The 18,537-nt window shown below is 65.9% G+C and carries 13 protein-coding genes; 6 read left to right on the forward strand and 7 right to left on the reverse strand.

From position 1 onward, the window contains the following. Window positions 1-159: 159 nt before the first annotated feature. Together FHS79_RS04450 and FHS79_RS04455 are read right to left on the reverse strand one after the other, a co-directional pair. Window positions 160-498, reverse strand: coding sequence for a cell division protein ZapA (locus FHS79_RS04450; protein WP_184195990.1), 339 nt, complete (start codon window positions 496-498; stop codon window positions 160-162). Next, the gene (locus tag FHS79_RS04455) at window positions 498-653 is read right to left on the reverse strand and encodes a hypothetical protein (RefSeq protein WP_184195993.1); all 156 of its coding nucleotides are present in this window, start codon (window positions 651-653) and stop codon (window positions 498-500) included. The genes FHS79_RS04450 and FHS79_RS04455 overlap by 1 nt, the downstream gene beginning before the upstream one ends. A gap of 224 nt (window positions 654-877) precedes the next feature. Between FHS79_RS04455 and tkt the strand changes: the two genes are divergently transcribed. The 5 genes from tkt (at window position 878) to thiE (ending at window position 6,757) form a co-directional block, all read left to right on the forward strand. After that, window positions 878-2,851: a transketolase gene (tkt, locus tag FHS79_RS04460; RefSeq protein ID WP_184195996.1), complete on the forward strand. Its 1,974-nt coding sequence runs from the start codon at window positions 878-880 to the stop codon at window positions 2,849-2,851. A gap of 13 nt (window positions 2,852-2,864) precedes the next feature. After that, window positions 2,865-3,872: a type I glyceraldehyde-3-phosphate dehydrogenase gene (gene gap, locus FHS79_RS04465; protein ID WP_184195999.1), complete on the forward strand. Its 1,008-nt coding sequence runs from the start codon at window positions 2,865-2,867 to the stop codon at window positions 3,870-3,872. Window positions 3,873-3,875: 3 nt separating this feature from the next. Further along, window positions 3,876-5,084 (forward strand): phosphoglycerate kinase, encoded by a 1,209-nt coding sequence (locus tag FHS79_RS04470; RefSeq protein ID WP_184196002.1) that lies wholly within the window; start codon window positions 3,876-3,878, stop codon window positions 5,082-5,084. A 66-nt stretch (window positions 5,085-5,150) separates the two neighbouring features. Then, on the forward strand, window positions 5,151-6,059 hold the full coding sequence (locus FHS79_RS04475) for a class I fructose-bisphosphate aldolase (RefSeq protein WP_184196005.1): 909 nt from the start codon (window positions 5,151-5,153) through the stop codon (window positions 6,057-6,059). Next, window positions 6,056-6,757, forward strand: coding sequence for a thiamine phosphate synthase (thiE, locus tag FHS79_RS04480; protein WP_184196007.1), 702 nt, complete (start codon window positions 6,056-6,058; stop codon window positions 6,755-6,757). Before FHS79_RS04475 ends, thiE begins: the two co-directional genes overlap by 4 nt. Here thiE and FHS79_RS04485 read toward each other — a convergent pair. Together FHS79_RS04485 and FHS79_RS04490 are read right to left on the reverse strand one after the other, a co-directional pair. After that, complete coding sequence (locus FHS79_RS04485; RefSeq protein WP_184196010.1) at window positions 6,663-7,781, reverse strand: AI-2E family transporter; 1,119 nt, start codon at window positions 7,779-7,781, stop codon at window positions 6,663-6,665. The genes thiE and FHS79_RS04485 overlap by 95 nt on opposite strands. Window positions 7,782-7,865: 84 nt before the next feature. Then, window positions 7,866-9,101, reverse strand: coding sequence for an EAL domain-containing response regulator (locus tag FHS79_RS04490; protein ID WP_184196013.1), 1,236 nt, complete (start codon window positions 9,099-9,101; stop codon window positions 7,866-7,868). Window positions 9,102-9,324: 223 nt separating this feature from the next. Here FHS79_RS04490 and FHS79_RS04495 point away from each other — a divergent pair, with 223 nt between their 5' ends. After that, entirely contained in the window at window positions 9,325-12,837 is a 3,513-nt protein-coding gene (locus tag FHS79_RS04495; RefSeq protein WP_184196015.1) for a PAS domain-containing protein, read from the forward strand. 3 nt (window positions 12,838-12,840) lie between these two features. On the opposite strand, the gene FHS79_RS04500 is transcribed toward FHS79_RS04495, so the two are convergent. The 3 genes from FHS79_RS04500 to FHS79_RS04510 are packed head-to-tail and all read right to left on the reverse strand — an operon-like array spanning window position 12,841 to window position 18,535. Beyond that, window positions 12,841-15,678, reverse strand: coding sequence for a response regulator (locus tag FHS79_RS04500; RefSeq protein ID WP_184196018.1), 2,838 nt, complete (start codon window positions 15,676-15,678; stop codon window positions 12,841-12,843). Then, window positions 15,675-16,061 carry a response regulator gene (locus tag FHS79_RS04505; protein WP_184196021.1) on the reverse strand — a complete coding sequence of 129 codons (387 nt, stop codon included), beginning with the start codon at window positions 16,059-16,061 and terminating at the stop codon, window positions 15,675-15,677. The genes FHS79_RS04500 and FHS79_RS04505 overlap by 4 nt, the downstream gene beginning before the upstream one ends. Then, on the reverse strand, window positions 16,058-18,535 hold the full coding sequence (locus FHS79_RS04510) for an ATP-binding protein (RefSeq protein WP_184196024.1): 2,478 nt from the start codon (window positions 18,533-18,535) through the stop codon (window positions 16,058-16,060). The genes FHS79_RS04505 and FHS79_RS04510 overlap by 4 nt, the downstream gene beginning before the upstream one ends. Window positions 18,536-18,537 lie beyond the last annotated feature (2 nt).

An 18,537-nucleotide genomic window follows, 5' to 3' on the forward strand; every position in this document is an offset into this window, starting at 1 on the left:
AGATCCTCTGACGCCAGGTACGTCAGGTGGGCGCCGGGTAGGACAGACCAGGATCTGCCCAGAGCCAGCTCCCTTAGGATGTTAATCGCCTCAGGGATGCTCGTCGCTCGTGCCGGGCAGTACCCGCCACCCCCAAGATAGGGCGGCGCCGGCCAATTCTCAAGCGGTGGTTTTATGTCCTGCGGATTCGAGCGTGCCAGCCAGTGCCTCGACGCGCGCGGTCATCGCTTCGAGCCAGGCAACAAGCGCCGGATCGGTGCCGATGGCGGCGGCTGCCAGCGGGGCCTCCTTTGCCGTCCGCTCCTCGTGCAGCTCATCGGCGACCATCAGCGCCACCATCAGCAGCAGCCGCTGTTCCGCCATGGTGCCGAGCTGCGCGGTGAGCGCCTGCGCCTTGGCTTCGAGCCCGGCGACCAGCGCCAGCAGGTGCGGCTCATCGCCGTCGCGGCAGGCGAGCGGATAGTTGCGGCCGGCGATATGGGCGGAGACCTGTGCCATCAGCGTTCGTCCGCGAGCAGCGTGTCGAGGGTGGCAAGCGCCTCGCGGGCGGCAGCCTCGATCGCGTGATGGCGTGCCGCTTCTTCGCGCGCAGCGGCGGCAGCGGCCTCGATCCTGTCGAGGGCGGCTTCAAGGCGGGCAGCGAGGGGAACCAAATCGGAAATGTTAATCGTCCAAAAACAGAAGGTTGCAGCGGTCGCATAACAGGCCCGTTGAGAGTGCGTCAATCGGTGGCTGGCCGGTGTTGCGCCAGAACGTGCCGTACGGATGCTGCACCTGCGGTTGACGCCTGCAGGAGGCTGTGGCCATTGTCCGCCACGATTCGGCGGTTCGCACCCCAAGTCTTTGAGGATGTTCACTTTACCATGATCGGGCAGCGATGAGCGAAATGCGAGCCATGGCCAATGCCGTGCGGGCGCTGGCAATGGATGCGGTGGTTGCCGCCAATTCGGGCCATTCGGGCATGCCGATGGGCATGGCCGATGCCGCGACGGTGCTCTTCACCCGCTATCTGAAGTACGATCCCGCCGCCCCGCATTGGGCGGACCGCGATCGCTTCGTGCTGTCCGCCGGGCATGGCTCGATGCTTATCTATGCGCTGTTGCACCTGACCGGCTATGCGCGGCCCACATTGGACGATATCAAGGCCTTCCGCCAGCTGGGCTCGCCCTGTGCCGGGCACCCCGAGGTGCATGAGCTCGAAGGCGTGGAGACGACCACCGGCCCGCTGGGGCAGGGGCTGGCGACCGCCGTGGGCATGGCGATGGCCGAGCGCGCGCTCAACAGCGTCTATGGCGATGGACTCGTCGATCATCGCACCTGGGTGGTGGCGGGGGATGGCTGCCTGATGGAAGGGATCAGCCATGAGGCGATCGGGCTGGCGGGCCATCTGCAGCTCCGCCGGCTCAATGTGCTGTGGGACGATAACGGCATCTCGATCGACGGGCCGGTGAGCCTGTCCTCCAACGAAGACGTGCGCGCGCGATTCGTTGCAGCCGGCTGGCATGTCGTGAGCTGCGACGGCCATGATTCCGAAGCCGTGGCGGCAGCGCTGGCCGAAGCCATGGCCGATGCGCGGCCGTCGCTCGTCGCGTGCAAGACGACGATCGGCTATGGCTCGGCGGCCAAGGGCGGCACTGCGGCAGCGCATGGCGCGCTGGGTGCGGCCGATGTCGAGGCGGTCAAGGCGGCACTCGGCTGGCCGCATGGCGCTTTCGAGGTGCCCGAGGATATCCGCGCTTCCTGGCGCGCGGCCGGTGGCCGGGGTGCTGCTGCTCGCGCCGAATGGGAGGCGCGGCTGGCAGCATCGGGCAAGCAGCAAGAATTCGACGCGCGGATGGCGGGCGACCTGCCGGCGGGCGCTGCCGATGCGCTCGCCTCCCATGCCGTGCAGCTCCGTGCCGATGCGCCCAAGGTGGCGACACGCAAGGCGAGCGAGATGGTGCTGGGCGTGCTCAACCCGCTGGTGCCGGCACTGCTCGGTGGCTCGGCCGACCTGACCGGCTCCAACTTCACGCGTACGGGCGGGCAGGGCGTGTTTGGCGCTCCCGATTATGCCGGGCGGCATGTGCATTACGGAATCCGCGAGTTCGGCATGGCGGCGGCGATGAACGGCATGGCGCTGCATGGCGGCATCATCCCCTATGGCGGCACCTTCCTGGTGTTTTCGGACTATGCACGCGCCGCGATCCGGCTTTCGGCGATCCAGACGGCGCGCGCCGTCTATGTGTTCACCCATGATTCGATCGGGGTGGGCGAGGATGGCCCGACGCACCAGCCGATCGAGCATGTGATGAGCCTGCGGCTGATCCCCGGCCTTGCCGTCTATCGGCCCGCCGATGCGGTGGAGACCGCCGAGGCCTGGGCGCTGGCGCTCGAAGATGCCCACCGGCCTTCGGTGCTCGCACTTTCCCGCCAGAACCTGCCGGCGGTGCGGCGCAGCGGCGATGGCCTCGATGGCAACATGACCGCGCGTGGTGCGTATCGGCTGAAGGCCGCCGAAGCCGCGCGGCGCGTGGTGCTGATCGGCACCGGCTCCGAGGTCGAGGTGACGCTCGCGGCAGCGGCAGTGCTCGAATCCCGAGGGATCGGCGCCGATGTGGTGTCGATGCCGTGCTGGGAGCGGTTTGCCGAACAGCCGCTGGACTATCGTCGCGAGCTGCTGCCTGCGAACGTGACCCGCGTCGCCGTCGAGGCCGGGGTGACGCTCGGCTGGGAGCGCTGGACCGGCGATGACGGGCTGGTGATCGGCATCGACAGCTTCGGCGCGTCGGGTCCGGCGGGTGATTTGTACAAGCATTTCGGGTTGACCGGCGACGCTGTGGCGGCGCGGGTGATCGCGCATCTGGGTTGAGAGGAATTTGAACATGGCCATCAAGGTAGCAATCAACGGGTTCGGACGGATCGGCCGCAATGTGCTGCGCGCCATTGCCGAGAGCGGGCGGACCGATATCGTCGTGGTGGCGATCAACGATCTCGCCGACGCCGATGCCAATGCACGGCTGCTCAAGCGCGATTCGGTGCACGGCCGCTTCCCCGGCACGGTCGAGGTCGATGGGGACCATATCGTGGTGAATGGCCAGCGCATCCGGGTGACCGCCGAGCGCGATCCGGCCAAGCTGCCGCACGGCGAGATGGGGGTCGATGTGGCACTTGAGTGCACCGGCTTCTTCACCGCCGCCGACAAGGCGGGGCTGCATCTTGCGGCCGGCGCCAAGCGCGTGCTCGTGTCCGCCCCGGCCAAGGGTGCCGACCTGACAGTGGTCTATGGCGTCAACCACGACAAGCTGACCGCAGAACACAAGATCGTGTCCAACGCCTCGTGCACGACCAACTGCCTCGCACCCGTGGCAATGGTGCTCGACCGCGAGTTCGGCATTGTGAAGGGGTTGATGACGACGATCCACGCCTACACCAACGACCAGCGCATCCTCGACCAGGTGCATGAGGACCCGCGCCGCTCGCGCGCGGCTGCGCTGTCGATGATTCCGACCACCACCGGTGCGGCGCGCGCCGTGGCCGAGGTGCTGCCGCAGCTGAAGGGCAAGCTCGATGGCTCGGCGGTGCGCGTGCCGACGCCGAATGTCTCGATGGTCGACCTGACCTTCCTGGCCGGCCGCGACGTGACGAAGGACGAGGTGAACGCCGCCCTGAAGGCAGCAGCGGAAGGCGAACTGGCCGGGGTGCTCGACTTCACCGACGAGCCGCTCGTGTCGATCGACCTCAACCATGCCCCGGCGAGCTCGACGGTCGACAGCCTGGAGACCGCGGTGATCGGCGGCAATCTGGTGCGCGTCGTTTCCTGGTACGACAATGAATGGGGCTTTTCGAATCGCATGGCGGATACCGCCGTGGTGATGGGCAAGTTGCTCTGACCCATGGCGTTCCGCAGCCTCCCCTTCTGCAGCCTAGACGACATGCCCGACCTGGCTGGCAAGACGGTGATCGTCCGTGCCGACCTCAACGTGCCGATCGACGATGGGCGGGTGACCGACGCCACCCGGCTTTCGGCGGCCGTGCCGACGCTGGCGACGCTCGCCGACCGCGGGGCCAAGGTGCTGGTGCTGTCGCATTTCGGCCGGCCCAAGCCGGGTGACCGGTCGCTGAGCCTGGCGGCGATTGCACCCGCACTCAGCGACGTGATGGGGCGGCCGGTGGGTTTCGTGGGAGAATGCATCGGCCCGGAGGCCGAGGCAGCCGTGGCGGCGATGGCACCGGGGTCGATCCTGGTGCTGGAGAATGCCCGCTTCCATGCCGGCGAAGAAGGCAATGCGCCGGATTTCGTCGCGGCGCTGGCGCGGCTGGGAGATTTCTACGTCAACGATGCCTTTTCGGTATCGCACCGCGCCCATGCCTCGACCGAGGGGCTGGCGCATGTGCTGCCGGCCTTTGCCGGCCGCTCGATGCAGGCCGAGCTCGACGCGCTGGAAAAGGCGCTGGGCAAGCCGGTCAAGCCGGTGGCGGCGGTGGTGGGCGGTGCCAAGGTCTCGTCCAAGCTCGATGTGCTGCTGCACCTGGTGGCCCGCGTCGAGCATCTGATGATCGGCGGGGCGATGGCCAATACCTTTCTGGTCGCCAAGGGGGTGAGTGTCGGCAAGTCGCTCGCCGAGCCCGGGCTGGCCGATGTGGCGCTCGACATTCTGGCGCGCGCCGAAAAGGCCGGGTGCACGGTGCATCTGCCCTATGAGGTCGTGGTGGCGAAGGAATTTGCCACACACGCGCCGCACCGGCTGGTGAATGTGTTCGAGGTGGCCGACGACGAGATGATCCTCGACATTGGCCCGGCGGCGGTCGAGGCATTTGCCGATGCGCTCAAGACCTGCGCCACCTGTGTGTGGAACGGGCCGATGGGCGCGTTCGAGATGGCGCCCTTCGATGCCGGCACCGTGGCGCTGGCGCGGGTGGCGGCGGGGTTGACCGCGAGCGGGCAGCTGCTGAGCGTGGCCGGCGGCGGCGACACGGTGGCGGCACTCAACCATGCCGGCGTGGCGGATGACTTCACCTTCGTCTCGACCGCGGGCGGCGCGTTTCTCGAATGGATGGAAGGCCGGGTGCTTCCCGGTGTTGCAGCACTGGAACGCGACTGATGCTTGCGTTGTTGAGCCGCGTGGATAACTGAACACCAGACCGCCGAATTCTCAACGGAGACCGATATGACCCCTGCCGTCAAAGCCATCCTCGCCAATTACGAGAGCGACAATCCCGGCACCAAGGCCAATCTGGTGCGGATGCTGATGCAGGGCCGGCTCGGCGGTACCGGCAAGATGGTGATCCTTCCCGTGGACCAGGGCTTCGAGCATGGCCCGGCGCGCAGCTTCGCGCCCAACCCTGCGGCCTATGACCCGCATTACCATTTCCAGCTTGCCATCGATGCAGGGCTGTCGGCCTATGCGGCGCCGCTGGGCATGATCGAGGCGGGGGCCGACACCTTCGCCGGGCAGATCCCGACCATCCTCAAGGTCAACTCCTCGAACAGCTGGGCCAGCGCGATCAACCAGGCGGTGACCGGCACCGTCGATGATGCGTTGCGGCTCGGCTGTTCGGCGATCGGCTTCACCATCTATCCGGGTTCCGACGACATCTTCGAGCTGATGGAAGAGATCCGCGAAATGTCCGCCGAGGCCAAGAGCGTGGGCATTGCCACGGTCATCTGGTCCTATCCGCGCGGGGGCAAGATTTCGAAGGATGGCGAGCTGGCGCTCGATGTGGGCGCCTATGCGGCGCACATGGCGGCGCTTGCCGGCGCGCACATCATCAAGGTCAAGCTGCCCACCGCGCATATCGAGCAGAAGGACGCCGTGAAGAGCTATGAGGGCGGCGACTGGTCGACCCAGGCCAAGCGCGTGGCGCATGTGCGGCAGGCGTGCTTCAGCGGCCGCCGAATCGTGGTGTTCTCGGGCGGCGCCACCAAGGGCGCCGACGCGGTCTATCAGGATGCGCGCGACATCCGTGATGGCGGCGGCAATGGCTCGATCATCGGCCGCAACACCTTCCAGCGGCCGCGTGACGAGGCGCTGGCGATGCTCGACAAGATCGTGTCCATCTATCTCGGGCAGGAATGAGCTTGGACGCCGACGAAACCATCCCGCTGCCCGACGAATTCGCGACCCGCTTCGATCAGGGGTTCCGGCCGCCGTGCCAGCTCTATGTCGTGTCGCCGCCGGCAATCGTGCTCGCCGATTTCGTCGAGGCAGCAAAGGCGGCGTTCGACGGCGGGCCGGTGGCCGCGTTCCAGCTGCGGTTGAAGGACGTGGCCGACGATGACGTGCTGCGCGCCTGCGAGGCGCTGCTGCCGGTTTGCGCAGCGGCGGACGTGGCATTCCTGCTCAACGACCGTGCCGATCTTGCGGCCAAGGCGGGCGTGGACGGGGTGCATCTCGGCCAGTCCGATGGCAGCATCGCCGAGGCGCGCAAGCTTCTGGGAGCGGGCTCGACGATCGGGCGCACCTGCCACGACAGCCGGCACCTGGCGATGGAAGCCGGCGAGCAGGGTGCGGACTATGTGGCGTTCGGCGCGTTCTACGACACCACCACCAAGCCCAGCCACTATCGGCCGACGCCGCCGATCCTGGGCTGGTGGACGACGCTGAGCCAGCTGCCGTGCGTGGCGATCGGCGGCATCTTTCCGGAATATGCGGCCCCGCTGGTGGCGGCGGGGGCCGACTTCATCGCGGTGGTTCGGGCGGTGTGGGACCATCCGGCGGGACCGGGGGCGGGGGTTGCAGCGTTTGCCGAGGCGCTGGCAACGCCGCGGGGCTGAGCGGCGGATCGATCATGGCATGGCGGAACAGCACCATGCCGACCACGGTGAGCGGCACCGCGAGGATGACGCCGAGCGGCCCCATCAAAAGCCCCGCGGCGATGAGGCTGAACAAGGTAAGGGCGGGCGGCAGATCGGCAAACTTGCCTTGCGCCATCGGGGTGACGACATTGCCCTGCACCTGCTGGACGACAACCAGCGTGATGACGGTGAAGATGCCGGTTTCCATGCCCATCGAGAAGCCGATGACCGTGGCGGGCACCGAAACCAGCAGCACGCCGAGATAGGGCACGAACTCGCAGAGCCCGGCCACCAGCCCGATGGCGATGGCCGAGGGCAGGCCGACGATGCTCAGCCCGACGCCGGTGCCGACCGCGACAAAGGCCATCGACACCGCCTGCGCCTTGAGCCATGCGCCAAGCGCCGAATGGATGGCGGCGAGCAGGCTGGCGGCGCTGGCGATGCCGACGCGTGTCGCGGTATGGACGAAGCCATTGATGTAGAGCCGCGGCTGGGCGGCGAGATAGACGCCCGCCACCAGCACGATGACGAGCTGGGAAATGCCCGAGCCGAGGTTCGCCAGCCCCATCTGCACGATGGTCACTACCGTATCGACTGTCGGGGCATAGCTGGCGATGGCCCGGAGCACCGCAAGGCCTGCCGAGGACTTCGCCAGCCATGCCTGCACGGCTTCCGCAGCGATCGGCAGCTGCAAGGCCAGCTGGGTGAACTGGGCAGCCATCAGCGTGCCGAACAGGCCGAAGACGATGGTGATCAGCACGAGCGGCAGCAGCACCGCAAGCGCCAGCGCCATGCCGAAGGGCAGGCGCATCCGCTGCTGGATCAGCACGGCCAGTCCGTGGAACATCTGCGCGGCGAGCATCGCCGCGAACACCAGCAACAGCAGCCCCTGCAGCTGCCAGAGCAGGATCGCCAGCGCCGCGGCAGCCATGACGATCATCGTCCGCCTGAACATCGCGGCAGGGTCGCTGCTCGCGGGCTCCGGCGGGTTCTTGTGTGACATCAGATTGCGCGCAGCGACATCACGCGCCCATAGCGCGGCGCCGAGGCGCTTGCCAGCAGGACGATTGCCCGAGCGTGCATGCGCCTAGGCGCTTGCACGCTCGGGCCAGGGTTCTGCCGGGCCATGGGCTTCCACCCAGGCGCGCGCGCTGTTGCCGTCCATCGGGCGGGCGATGGCGAAGCCTTGCGCGGTGTCGCAGCCGATGGCAGCGAGATATTTGAGCGTCGCGGTGTTTTCGACGCCTTCGGCGGTGACGGCCAGCCCGAGCCGATGGGCGAGCAGGACGATCGCCTCCACAATGGCACGGCTGTCGGCGGAGTCGGGCAGGTCCTGAACGAACTGGCGGTCGATCTTCAGCTCGGCAAAGGGCAGGCGGGCGAGCTGGACGAGCGAGGAATAGCCGACGCCGAAATCGTCGATCGCGAGCTTGAAGGCCTTCATGCAGAAGCGGGTGGTGACCGCGAGCCCGGCAATGGGATCCTCCATGGCACTCGCCTCGGTGATCTCGAGGGTGATTCGGGCCGGATCGATTCCGGCTTCGACGCACTTGGCCTCGATGAGGTCGGCAAGCTCGATGTTGCCGAGCGAGCGCGGCGAAAGGTTGATCGCCATGCCGAGCGGGCGCTTGTCAGCCAGCGCGGCGAGCCAGGCAAGGGCCTGGTCGATGACCTGGCTGGTGAGCTCGTCGATGCGCTGTGTCGATTCGACAAGCGCCAGAAATTTCTCCGGCGTCAGCATGCCGAGCATCGGATGGTCCCAGCGCACCAATGCTTCGAAGCCTTCGAGCTCGCCCGAGGCGCAATGGATCTTTGGCTGGTAGTGGAGGTGGAACTGGTGGGCAAGCAGGCCGGCGTCGATCTCGGCGACGCAAGGGAGCATGATGCCCAGGTGGGGCGCCGTCGCCCCGCGCGGGCGTGGAGCTTGCTCGGGCGCGCTGGCAGTCTCGCTGCTCCGCAGCATGGCGCGCAGGGTGCGCGGTGAAAATGGCTTTGGCAGGATGCCGAGCAGGTTGAGCCCGAGTTCGCGCGCGGTGCGGCCGGCAGCTTCGAGGACCCTGTGCTCGACGCCGCTGTTGACGATGATGTCCGCAGTGCATCCACGCGCATGGAGGCGGTGCAGCATCTCGATGCCGTCGCAGCCGGGCATCAGCAGATCGAGGATGATGACATCGGCACCAAAGGCGTCGAGTGCGGTTTCGAACGCCTCGGGTGTCTGCACAGTGCTCACGATCATGCCGACCTGCTCCCCGATATAGGCGATGGTCGTGCCGATGCTGGCATCATCATCGAGCACGAGCAGGTGACGTGCAGGCGAGGCCAAGGAGTTGCCGGTCGGTTGGATGATCGCGACACCCTCTGATGTTCGTTGGCAGTATAACCGACAAGTTTTGCGATGTATCTTGTTAACGGGCCGTCATTGCCGCCGTTAAACCTCCTGATGAAGTATTTTATCATTTTTGTCTGTCAGGGCAGCGGCTTTGGGGCACAATGTGGCGGCGTGGCTCCCGTGCCGCGGCGTCTCTGCTCCTCGGAGCCTGTTTGAAATGCCCCTCACACACCTGCATCTGCCCGAAACGCAAGTGATGTCTTCCACCGAGCGCTTCATCGCGCGCGCCGTGGCACGGCCGATGCGCGAGTGGGTGATAGGGTGCAGCTTCGCGTGCGCCGCCATCTTCGTGGCCGATGTCGCGACGCCGCCGGGCTATCTGCACGCATTGCTCTACATGCTGGTCATCCTGAGTGCCGGGTTCACGGGCAATGTATCGCTGATCACCGGCGTGACTGCCGGAAGCATCCTGCTGGGGCTTGCAGGTGCGGTGCTGCCCGCCATTCCGGAACCGCACTTCATCATGAACCGGTTGACGACCTTGGTGGCGTTGTTGGTGACCGGGCTGGCGGTGCGGATCGCCACCCACCAATATGCGATGCTCTACAGGCGCGAGCGCGAGCTGCACACCGTGACCGCGGCGCTCAAGGACGCCCAGGATCTGCTGGTGATCGGCGGCAAGCTGGCGCGCTTCGGCAGTTGGCAACTCGACCCGGAGACGCGCGAACTGACGCTGACCGACGAACTCAAGGCCATGCTGCGCCTGGCCCCCGACGGGGTCCTGAAGGCCGACGAGCTGCTTGGTCGCTTTTGCTCGGCGGATGCCGAGCGGGTGGTCGGACTCGTGGCGCATGCGCTGCGGACCGGCGAAGGCTTCGATACCGAATTCGAGGTCAATACGCGGTCCGGCGATATCGCCTGGCTGCGGGCGATCGGCGAAGTCGCCATCGACCACCGGACCGGGCGCAAGGTGCTACAGGGTGCACTGCGCGACGTGACCAGCCGCAAGCGCAGCGATGCAGCCACGGCGGCACAGCAGGAACAGCTGCAACTGCTGCAGACCGCGATCAATCGTGTCGACGACATGGTGCTGATCACCGAGGTAGGGCAAGACGACTCCGACTGGCACCTCGTCTATGTCAACGATGCCTTCGAGCGACTGACAGGCTATTCGAGAGAAGAGCTGATGGGGCAGCCAAAGCAGATCCTGCATGGCCCGCGCACGCAACAAAAGACGCTCGACCGGATTCGCGCCGCGCTCGACGCGCGACAGCCGGTGCGCGCCGAGCTGATCTACTACACCAAGGCCGGCCGCGAGTATTGGGTCGAGCTCGAGATCATGCCGCTGGTGCGTGCTGATGGCGAGGTGACCCATCGGGTAACGATCGAGCGCGATGTGACCGCGCGCAAGCGGCAGGAAGAAAGCGACCGCCAGCAGGCGCAGTTGACATCATTGTCCGAACGATTGGGCGAGATCGGCGGGTGGATCGCCTCGCCAGCCACCAACAAGGTCATCTGGTCCCAGGGCGTTCGACGGGTGCTCGACTGGGAGCAGGCCGAGGAACCGCCTCTCGACAAGATATTCGACTTCTATGACCCCGAGTATCGCGGCAGGGCCGAAGAAGCAGTCCGCGCGTGTATCGAGGACGGCATTGCGTTCAATCTCGAAGTCCAGGGCCATACGGCCCTGGGTCGGCCGATCTGGGCGCGCGTGGCGGGCACGCCCGAATATGACGAGAACGGCGACGTCGTCCAGGTCGTCGGCGTGCTGCAGGACATCACGCATTCGAAGGCCATGGAGATGGCGCGTGCTGCCCAGGAACAGATGCTGGCCGAGCGTACCGCCCAGCTCGAGGAGGCGCAGCGGATCGGCAACATGGGCAGCTGGAGCTATGCGTTCGACACCGACCGGCTGACATGGACGCAGCAGCTATACACCATGTTCGGCATCGCGCCCGAGGATTTCACGCATGATAGCGAAGGCTTTCTGAAGCTCGTCCATCCCGAGGACCAGCCGAAGATCAAGGCGCTGCGGCAGTTGATCCGCGAGGATCCGCAGCGGCACACCACGAACTTCAGGCTGCTGCGCCCCGATGGCGAGGTGCGCCATGTGCAGCAGATTTCCGAGCCGGTCGGCCCCGGGGACGGCGTCAACTTCACCGGCACGATGCTCGACATCACCCGGCTGGTGAAGGACGAACTGGCGCTGCGCGAGAGCGAGGAGCGCTTCCGCATGGTTGCCGATGTGTCCGCGGACATCATCTGGGACTGGGACGTGACCAGCGGCAGCATATGGTGGACCGACCGCGAACCGGCCCGCTTCGGCTACAACATGGAAGAGGGAACCGTCAGCATCGATCGCTGGGCCGGCACCATCCACCAGGAAGACCGTGCGGCCGTGACAGAGAGCCTCACGGCGGCGATGAGTGGCAGCGGCGTTGAATGGGCCGGCGCCTATCGCGTGCTGAAGGCCGATGGCGGAACCGCGCATGTGAACATCCTGGCGCGGCTGGTTCGGGACGCGGACGGCCAGGTCGTGCGCGTGGTGGGCAGCATCGTCGACGTGACCGACCAGCGGATGCTCGAAGCCAAGCTGCGCACCGCGCAGAAGCTGGAAGCCGTGGGCCAGCTCACCGGTGGCATCGCGCACGACTTCAACAACCTGCTGACGGTGATCCTCGGCAATTCGGAGCTGCTGGAGGATGCGCTGGCGAGCCAGCCGCGGCTGCAGGCCCTGGCGACCATGTCTCGCGGCGCTGCCGAGCGTGGCAGCGAGCTGACCAGCCGGCTGCTGTCGTTCGCGCGCCGGCAGCCGCTCGATCCGCAAGTGGTGGATATCGCTGCGCTGGTCAGCGAGATCGAGCCGCTTCTTCACCGGACCATCGGGACCGATATCGAGATCGTCACCCACTTCGTTCCCGAACTGGGAAAGGTCAAGGTCGACCCGTCGCAGCTCGAGAATGTGCTGCTCAACCTGTGCATCAATGCCCGCGATGCAATGCCCGATGGCGGCCGCATCGTCATCGAAGCGAGCAACGTGTCCCTCGACGAAGCCTATTGCAGCCTGCACCCCGATGTGGCGCCGGGCGAATATGCGCTGATGTCGGTGAGCGATGTCGGCACCGGGATGGATGCCGACACGCTGTCGCGGGCCTTCGAGCCGTTCTTCACGACCAAGGCTGCCGGCAAGGGAAGCGGGCTGGGATTGTCGATGGTCTATGGCTTTGCCAAGCAGTCGCGTGGCCATGTGCGCCTCTATTCAGAGATCGGCCATGGCACTTCGGTGCAGCTGTTCCTGCCGCGCACCGACGCCGCCGTTGCCGCACTGCCGCCGCGGCCGGGGACCAAGGTTGTCGGCGGCCAGGAGCGGATCCTCGTGGTGGAGGATGATGTGATGGTGCGTGCGCATGCATCCAACCTGCTCACCCAGCTCGGTTACGTGGTGCACTGCGTCGGCAACGGCCCGGAGGCGCTGGCGGTGCTGGAGCACGAAGCCGGCTTCGACCTGCTGTTCACCGATGTGATGATGCCGGGGGGCATGAACGGCCGCCAGCTTGCCGAAGCCGCACGGGCGCTGCGCCCGCAGCTGCCGGTGCTCTACACCTCGGGCTATGCCGAGAATGCGATTGTCCACAATGGCCATCTCGATTCCGGGTTGCAGTTCCTGCAGAAGCCGTACCGCAAGGCCGAGCTGGCCACCAAGGTACGCCAGGCGCTGGCGGCGGGCTGAAGCTCAGCCGGTCCTGATGCCGCGCGCTGCCGAGTCGATGGCGTCGCGCACCTTCAGCGCCAGCTCTTCGCGATGATACGGCTTGGCGAGCATCGAGAAGCGATGAAGGTCGGAGCTGGCGGGTCGTTCGGCGCGATCGGCAAGGCCTGAGGTCAGCAGGACGGGAAGGCTCGGTCGCAGCACCAGCGCCTCGGCCACAAGCTCATGGCCATTGAGGCCGCCGGGCATCACGATGTCGGTAAACAGCAGGTCGAAATCGGTGTCCTCCTGCAGCAGTGCCAGCGCATCCATGCCATTGTCGGCGCTGGTGACCAAGTAGCCGAGCATTTCCAGCTGTGCCACCACCTGCGCTCGCACCATGGGATCGTCTTCCGCCACGAGCACATGTTCCGAACCGCCGGGCAACGGCTCCCTGTCGCCGCGTGCCGACGCCTGGTGTGGCGCAATGGTCGACTTCGGCAGCCAGAGCTCGACGACGGTGCCCTTGCCGGGCGCCGACCGGATCTGCACCGCACCATTGGACTGCTTGACGAACCCATAGACCATCGAAAGCCCGAGCCCGCTGCCCTTGCCGACTTCCTTGGTCGTGAAGAACGGCTCGAAGGCGCGAAGCCGGGTCGCCTCGTCCATGCCCGAGCCGGTGTCGCTGACCGAGATCATGACCTGCGGGCCGGCGGCCAGATCGGATGGCCGGTCGACATGCGCATCCTGCATGGGGACATTATGGGTGGTGATGACCAGCTTGCCGCCGCCGGGCATGGCATCGCGCGCGTTGACCGCAAGGTTGAGCAACGCATTCTCGAGCTGCGCCAGATCGACCATTGCCGACCAGAGGCCCGGGGCGAGGTCAACCTCCAATCTCACCATCGGGCCGACAGCGCGGCCGAGAAAATCCTTGAGGCTGCACAGCATGGCGTTGATGTCCACGCTCCCCGGTTCGAGCCGCTGCCGGCGGGAAAAGGCGAGCAGATGCCGCGCAAGATCCGCGCCCCGCTCGGCGGCACGCACGATCATGCCGGCAAGACGATGCTTGAACGGATCCTGCTCGAGACCTTCCTCGAGCAGCTCGGCATTGCCGAGGATGACGGTGAGCAGGTTGTTGAAATCATGCGCGACGCCGCCGGTGAGCTGTCCCACTGCCTCGAGCCGCTGCGCCTGGCGAAGCTGCGCCTCGACCGCGCGTTGCCCGGTGACATCGGTGATCATCGCGCAGACGGCGCGGCCGCCGTCCCAGTCGATCCCGAAGGCGCGCACTTCGATGTCGAGCGGCTGACCATCGGCACGCTTGCCCTGCATCATCACGATGTCGGTTGCCGGTTCATCGGCAAGCAGCGCATTGAACTGGTCAACGATCTTCAACCGCTGGTCGAGCGGAAAGAACTGGCTGTAATCGGGCAGGGCGAGAACCGCGTGCCGGTCCGGAAGCCCGAAAATGTGCGCGAGCGCGTCATTGGCCAGCAAAGCCTTGAATTCGCGCTGCACCACGATGCCTATGCGCGCCTGGGAGACCAGGGTTTCGAGGCGCGAATTGACCGCCTGCAGCGCCATGGCCTGGCGGTGGCGTTCGGAAATGTCGATGTTGGTGCCGATCAGCTTGCCCGGCGTGCCACCGGCTGCGGGCAAGGCCTTGGCCACGCCGAGAATGTGGCGCTCGACGCCATCATGACAGCGCATCACGAACTGGCGCTCCATGCGCCCACCTTCCTTGACCAGCGTTCTTACTGCGGCATCCGCCGTCTGCCGCTCGATCGGATCCGCCATCGACCGCCAGAGCTTGATCGTGGGCACGACATCGTCCGGAAGGGCATAGATGTCGCGCATCACCCGGTTCCAGGTGAGGGTGCCATCATCGAGCAGTTCCCAGATGCCGATGTCGGCAGCATCGACGGCGAGCGACAGCCGCTCGGCGGTTTCGCGTCTCTCCTCCTCGACCTGGCGCCGATCGGTGACATCGAAGCGGGAGATCACGGCGCCCGTCCGGTCGTTGTGCATGATCGGCGTGATGACGATGCGGATCCACATCGGCGGTTTGCCCGCTTCCTCGGGGAAGGGGTATTCGAGTTCGAACACCGGCATGCGTCCGGCGAGCACATCCTCGACGCCCTTGAGCGTGCTCAGGCCGACTTCCGCGAGCACCACATCCAGATTTCGGCAGGCGACCAGATAATTGCCGCCCACGACCATGTTCGGGGTGAGGCGTCCGCGCGCGGCAAGGAACGCTTCCCAGCTGCTGTTCACCGCAACCACGATCCCCTCATGGTCGATCAGCGCAACTTGCGCCGGCAGCGAATCGAGAATGGCATCGCGCATGGTGAGCAGCCGCTGGCGGGCACGAGCCTCTTCGCGGAGCAGGAGGTTGCTGGTTTCGAGCTCGATGGATTTTTCCTCGAGCTTGCGCACAAGGGCAGCGTTGTACTGCTCGAGCATGAGAGCTTCGTCGATCGGATTGCTGGCTGTGACAATATTCGCGTGGCGCTTGAGAACGGCCTGTATTGCCGCCAGCAAGGCCTCGGGCTCGGTCGGCTTCACCAGAAAGCCATCCGCGCCCATCTCGTTGGCAAGCCGCTCGTCGTCGGGATCGGTATATGTGGCGGTATAGACCATGATCGGCACGTCCTGCAGGCGTGGATCGGCCTTCCAGTTGCGGATCAGCGAATAGCCGTCCATCACCGGCATCAGCAGGTCGGTGATGCAGAGTGCCGGCTTGCGCAGCCGGGCGATGGCAAGGGCTTCGGCGCCGTGATGCGCGGTTTCCACGGCATAGCCGTGTGCGGTCAGCAGCGACTGCAGCAGGTAGAGATTGTCCGGCTTGTCGTCGACGACAACAATGGAGCCTTTCATGGTGAGGCCGGTGCCGGGCTGGGCAGGAAGCGCGAGATCTCCTGCACGAAGCTGTCGGGATCGATGGGCTTTTCGATATAGCCGTTGCAGCCGGCTGCAAGCGCCTTCTCGCGGTCCAGCGGCATGGCATAGGAGGTGACCGCAACGATCGGCACGCTGGCCATGGCACCGATGCGGCGAAGCGCCTGCGCCACCTGATATCCGTCCATCCCCGGCAACTGGATGTCGAGCGACACGATATCGGGCGCGGCCACCGTCGCCTTTTCCACACCGCTCACGCCATCGAGAGCTGCTTCGACCGAATAGCCATGTTTTTCCAGCAGGAATGTGGCCAGATAGCGGTTCTGCTCATTGTCTTCGATCAGCAGGACATTTGCGGTCATTCGATTCCCCCCGGAGCTGTAACGGCACCCTGGTTCATTCGTTCACCACGTCGAGGCCGCCGCTGCAGCCTGATGAAAAAGCTGGTTCCATCGCCGATGCGGCTCTCCACCGCGACGCTTCCGCCGAGATGGTCGAGCAGCCGGCGGGTGATCGCCAGCCCCAGCCCGGTACCTTCATGGCTGCGTGCCAGGCCTGAGTCGATCTGGCGGAACGGCTTGAACAGCGTGTCGATGTCCTGAGCATCGATGCCGATGCCGGTATCGATCACGCACACGGTGATGATGTCCGCCGCTTCGCTGCCGATCTCGACATGCACCGAACCATGGTCGGTGAACTTGATGGCGTTGTTGATGATGTTGATGAGCACCTGCTCGATGCGGCGCTGGTCGCTCTCCATCATGCTGTCGTCGAGGCGCCACGCCACCGTGAGCGGCAGGTTCTTCAGCTCGGCGGCCGGGCCAAGCAGCTTGATGACCCTGCCGACGGCGTCGCGAAGATCGAAGGGCCGCGGGTAGATCTCCAGTTCGCCGGCCTCGATCTTGGAAATGTCGAGCACATCGTTCACCAGTTCGAGCAGGTGGCGCGCACTGCCGCGCACCATGCCGAGCTGCTTGGCCTGCTCGGGCGTGAGCGGGCCGGCAAGGCCCTGGCTCATGATGCCCGAAAAGCCGATGATCGAGTTGAGCGGCGTGCGCAATTCGTGCGACATGGTGGCGAGGAAGGTGGACTTGGTCCGGTCCGAAGTTTCGGCGCGGGCCAGCGCCGCCTGCAGATCGTGCGTCCGATCGGCCACGCGCACCTCGAGCTCGGCATTGATCTGCAGCAGCGACTGCCGTGCCGCCCGCTGCTCGGTCACGTCGAGCGAGAGCAGGAAGACGCCTTCGGGATCGGGGAGCATCCGCACGTCGAAGCGTCTGGTATTGCCATCGGGAAGGGTGAAATCGAGTTCGCGCTGCACCGGCTCGCGCCGATCGAGGCAGTGGCGCAGCATCGTGCACAGCTCATGATCCTCGATGCCCGGCCAGCATTCGGTGAAGCGCTGGCCGAGAAGCTCCGAGGCGGGGCGGCGGTTCTGCACCTCGGCTGCGTGGTTGAGATAGAGATAGCGCTCGTCGAATCCGACAAGCTGGCAGCCTTCGAGAATGGCATCGAGCGTGGCGCGATTGCGTCGCTCGCTCGCTTCAAGCGCAGCGCGCGCGGCACGCACCTCCGACAGATCGACGCCGACACCGACAAGGCAAGGCTCGCCGGCGAAGGTCAGCCGCTGGCCGGTGAAGAGATAAGGGATCGTGCGGCCATCGCGCGTGACGAGATTGCCTTCCAGCGAGGCGACACCGCCGTCGAAGACACGCGCCACCACACTGCGCTGCACCGGCCGTTCGGTTTCCTCGATCAGGTCTTCGGCGAGCAACGTTGCGATCTCGGCGTCGGCATAACCGGTCACATCGCTGAAATTGCGGTTCCAGCGCAAGAACCGCCCGTCCTCGTTGAACAGGTAGACGATGCCCGGCATGCTCTCGATCATCGCCTTGGAAAACTTGCGCTCGCGGTCGCGCTGCGCTTCGGCGGTGGCGCGGGCATCTTCCTGCTGGAAACGGTCGATCGCCATCGAGATGTCCGCCGCGGCGGCCGCCAGCAGCGCGACCTCATCGGCCTGGAAAAAATCGCGCTGCGATGCATAGACCGCCAGCGTGCCTATCGGGCACCCGGCTGCGCAGATCGGGAACACCGTGACCGCGCGAAAGCCGCTCTCCCGGGCGCTCTCCAACCAGGGGAGTGAAGCCATTTCGCTGAGCAGATCGTTGCTGACGACAACCTTGTTGTCCCGAAACGCGAAGCCGCAGGGGCCGCGGCCTTCCGGATGACCGGCATCGGTCGAGACGCGGATATCGACCAGATAGTTGGTCGTGTCACCAAAGTCCGCCACCGGGACGATGGCCAATGTTTCCGGCACATGCCAGCCGATCCAGGCGAGGCTGAAGCCGCCATCCTCGACGAGTGCCCGGCAGACGGCGCGCAACAGCGCATGGCGACCCTTGCCGTCGACAATGGCGCGGTGGATGCGCACCCGCGCTGCGTAGATGCGGTTGAGCCGCGCCAGCAAGGCCTTGGTGTGCAGCGTCTCGGTCAGGTTGCGCAGCGTGATCGTGTGCAGCGGACGGGCATCCGGATAGAGGACCCGCCGTGTGATCTCCACATCGAGCAACCGACCATCGGCCGCCTCGACCTTGCACAACGCCGGGGGGGCATCGATGGCCACATCGGCGAAGTGCGGGAGCAGCGCTTGCACGGCACAGCCGCGCTGCGCGTCACGCGTGGTTCCGAACAAGGCTTCGGCAGCGCTGTTGAAGACGAGGATCCGCGCCAGGCCATCGGTGACGATGACGGCATCGCTGACAGCGTCGATGATCCGGGAAAGGTTCTGATCCGCCAAGGTGATCGAAGGCTCGGGAACGACCGCGCTGCCGCCCACGC

The organism is Polymorphobacter multimanifer (assembly GCF_014205635.1).
Taxonomy (GTDB): Bacteria; Pseudomonadota; Alphaproteobacteria; order Sphingomonadales; family Sphingomonadaceae; genus Sandarakinorhabdus; species Sandarakinorhabdus multimanifer.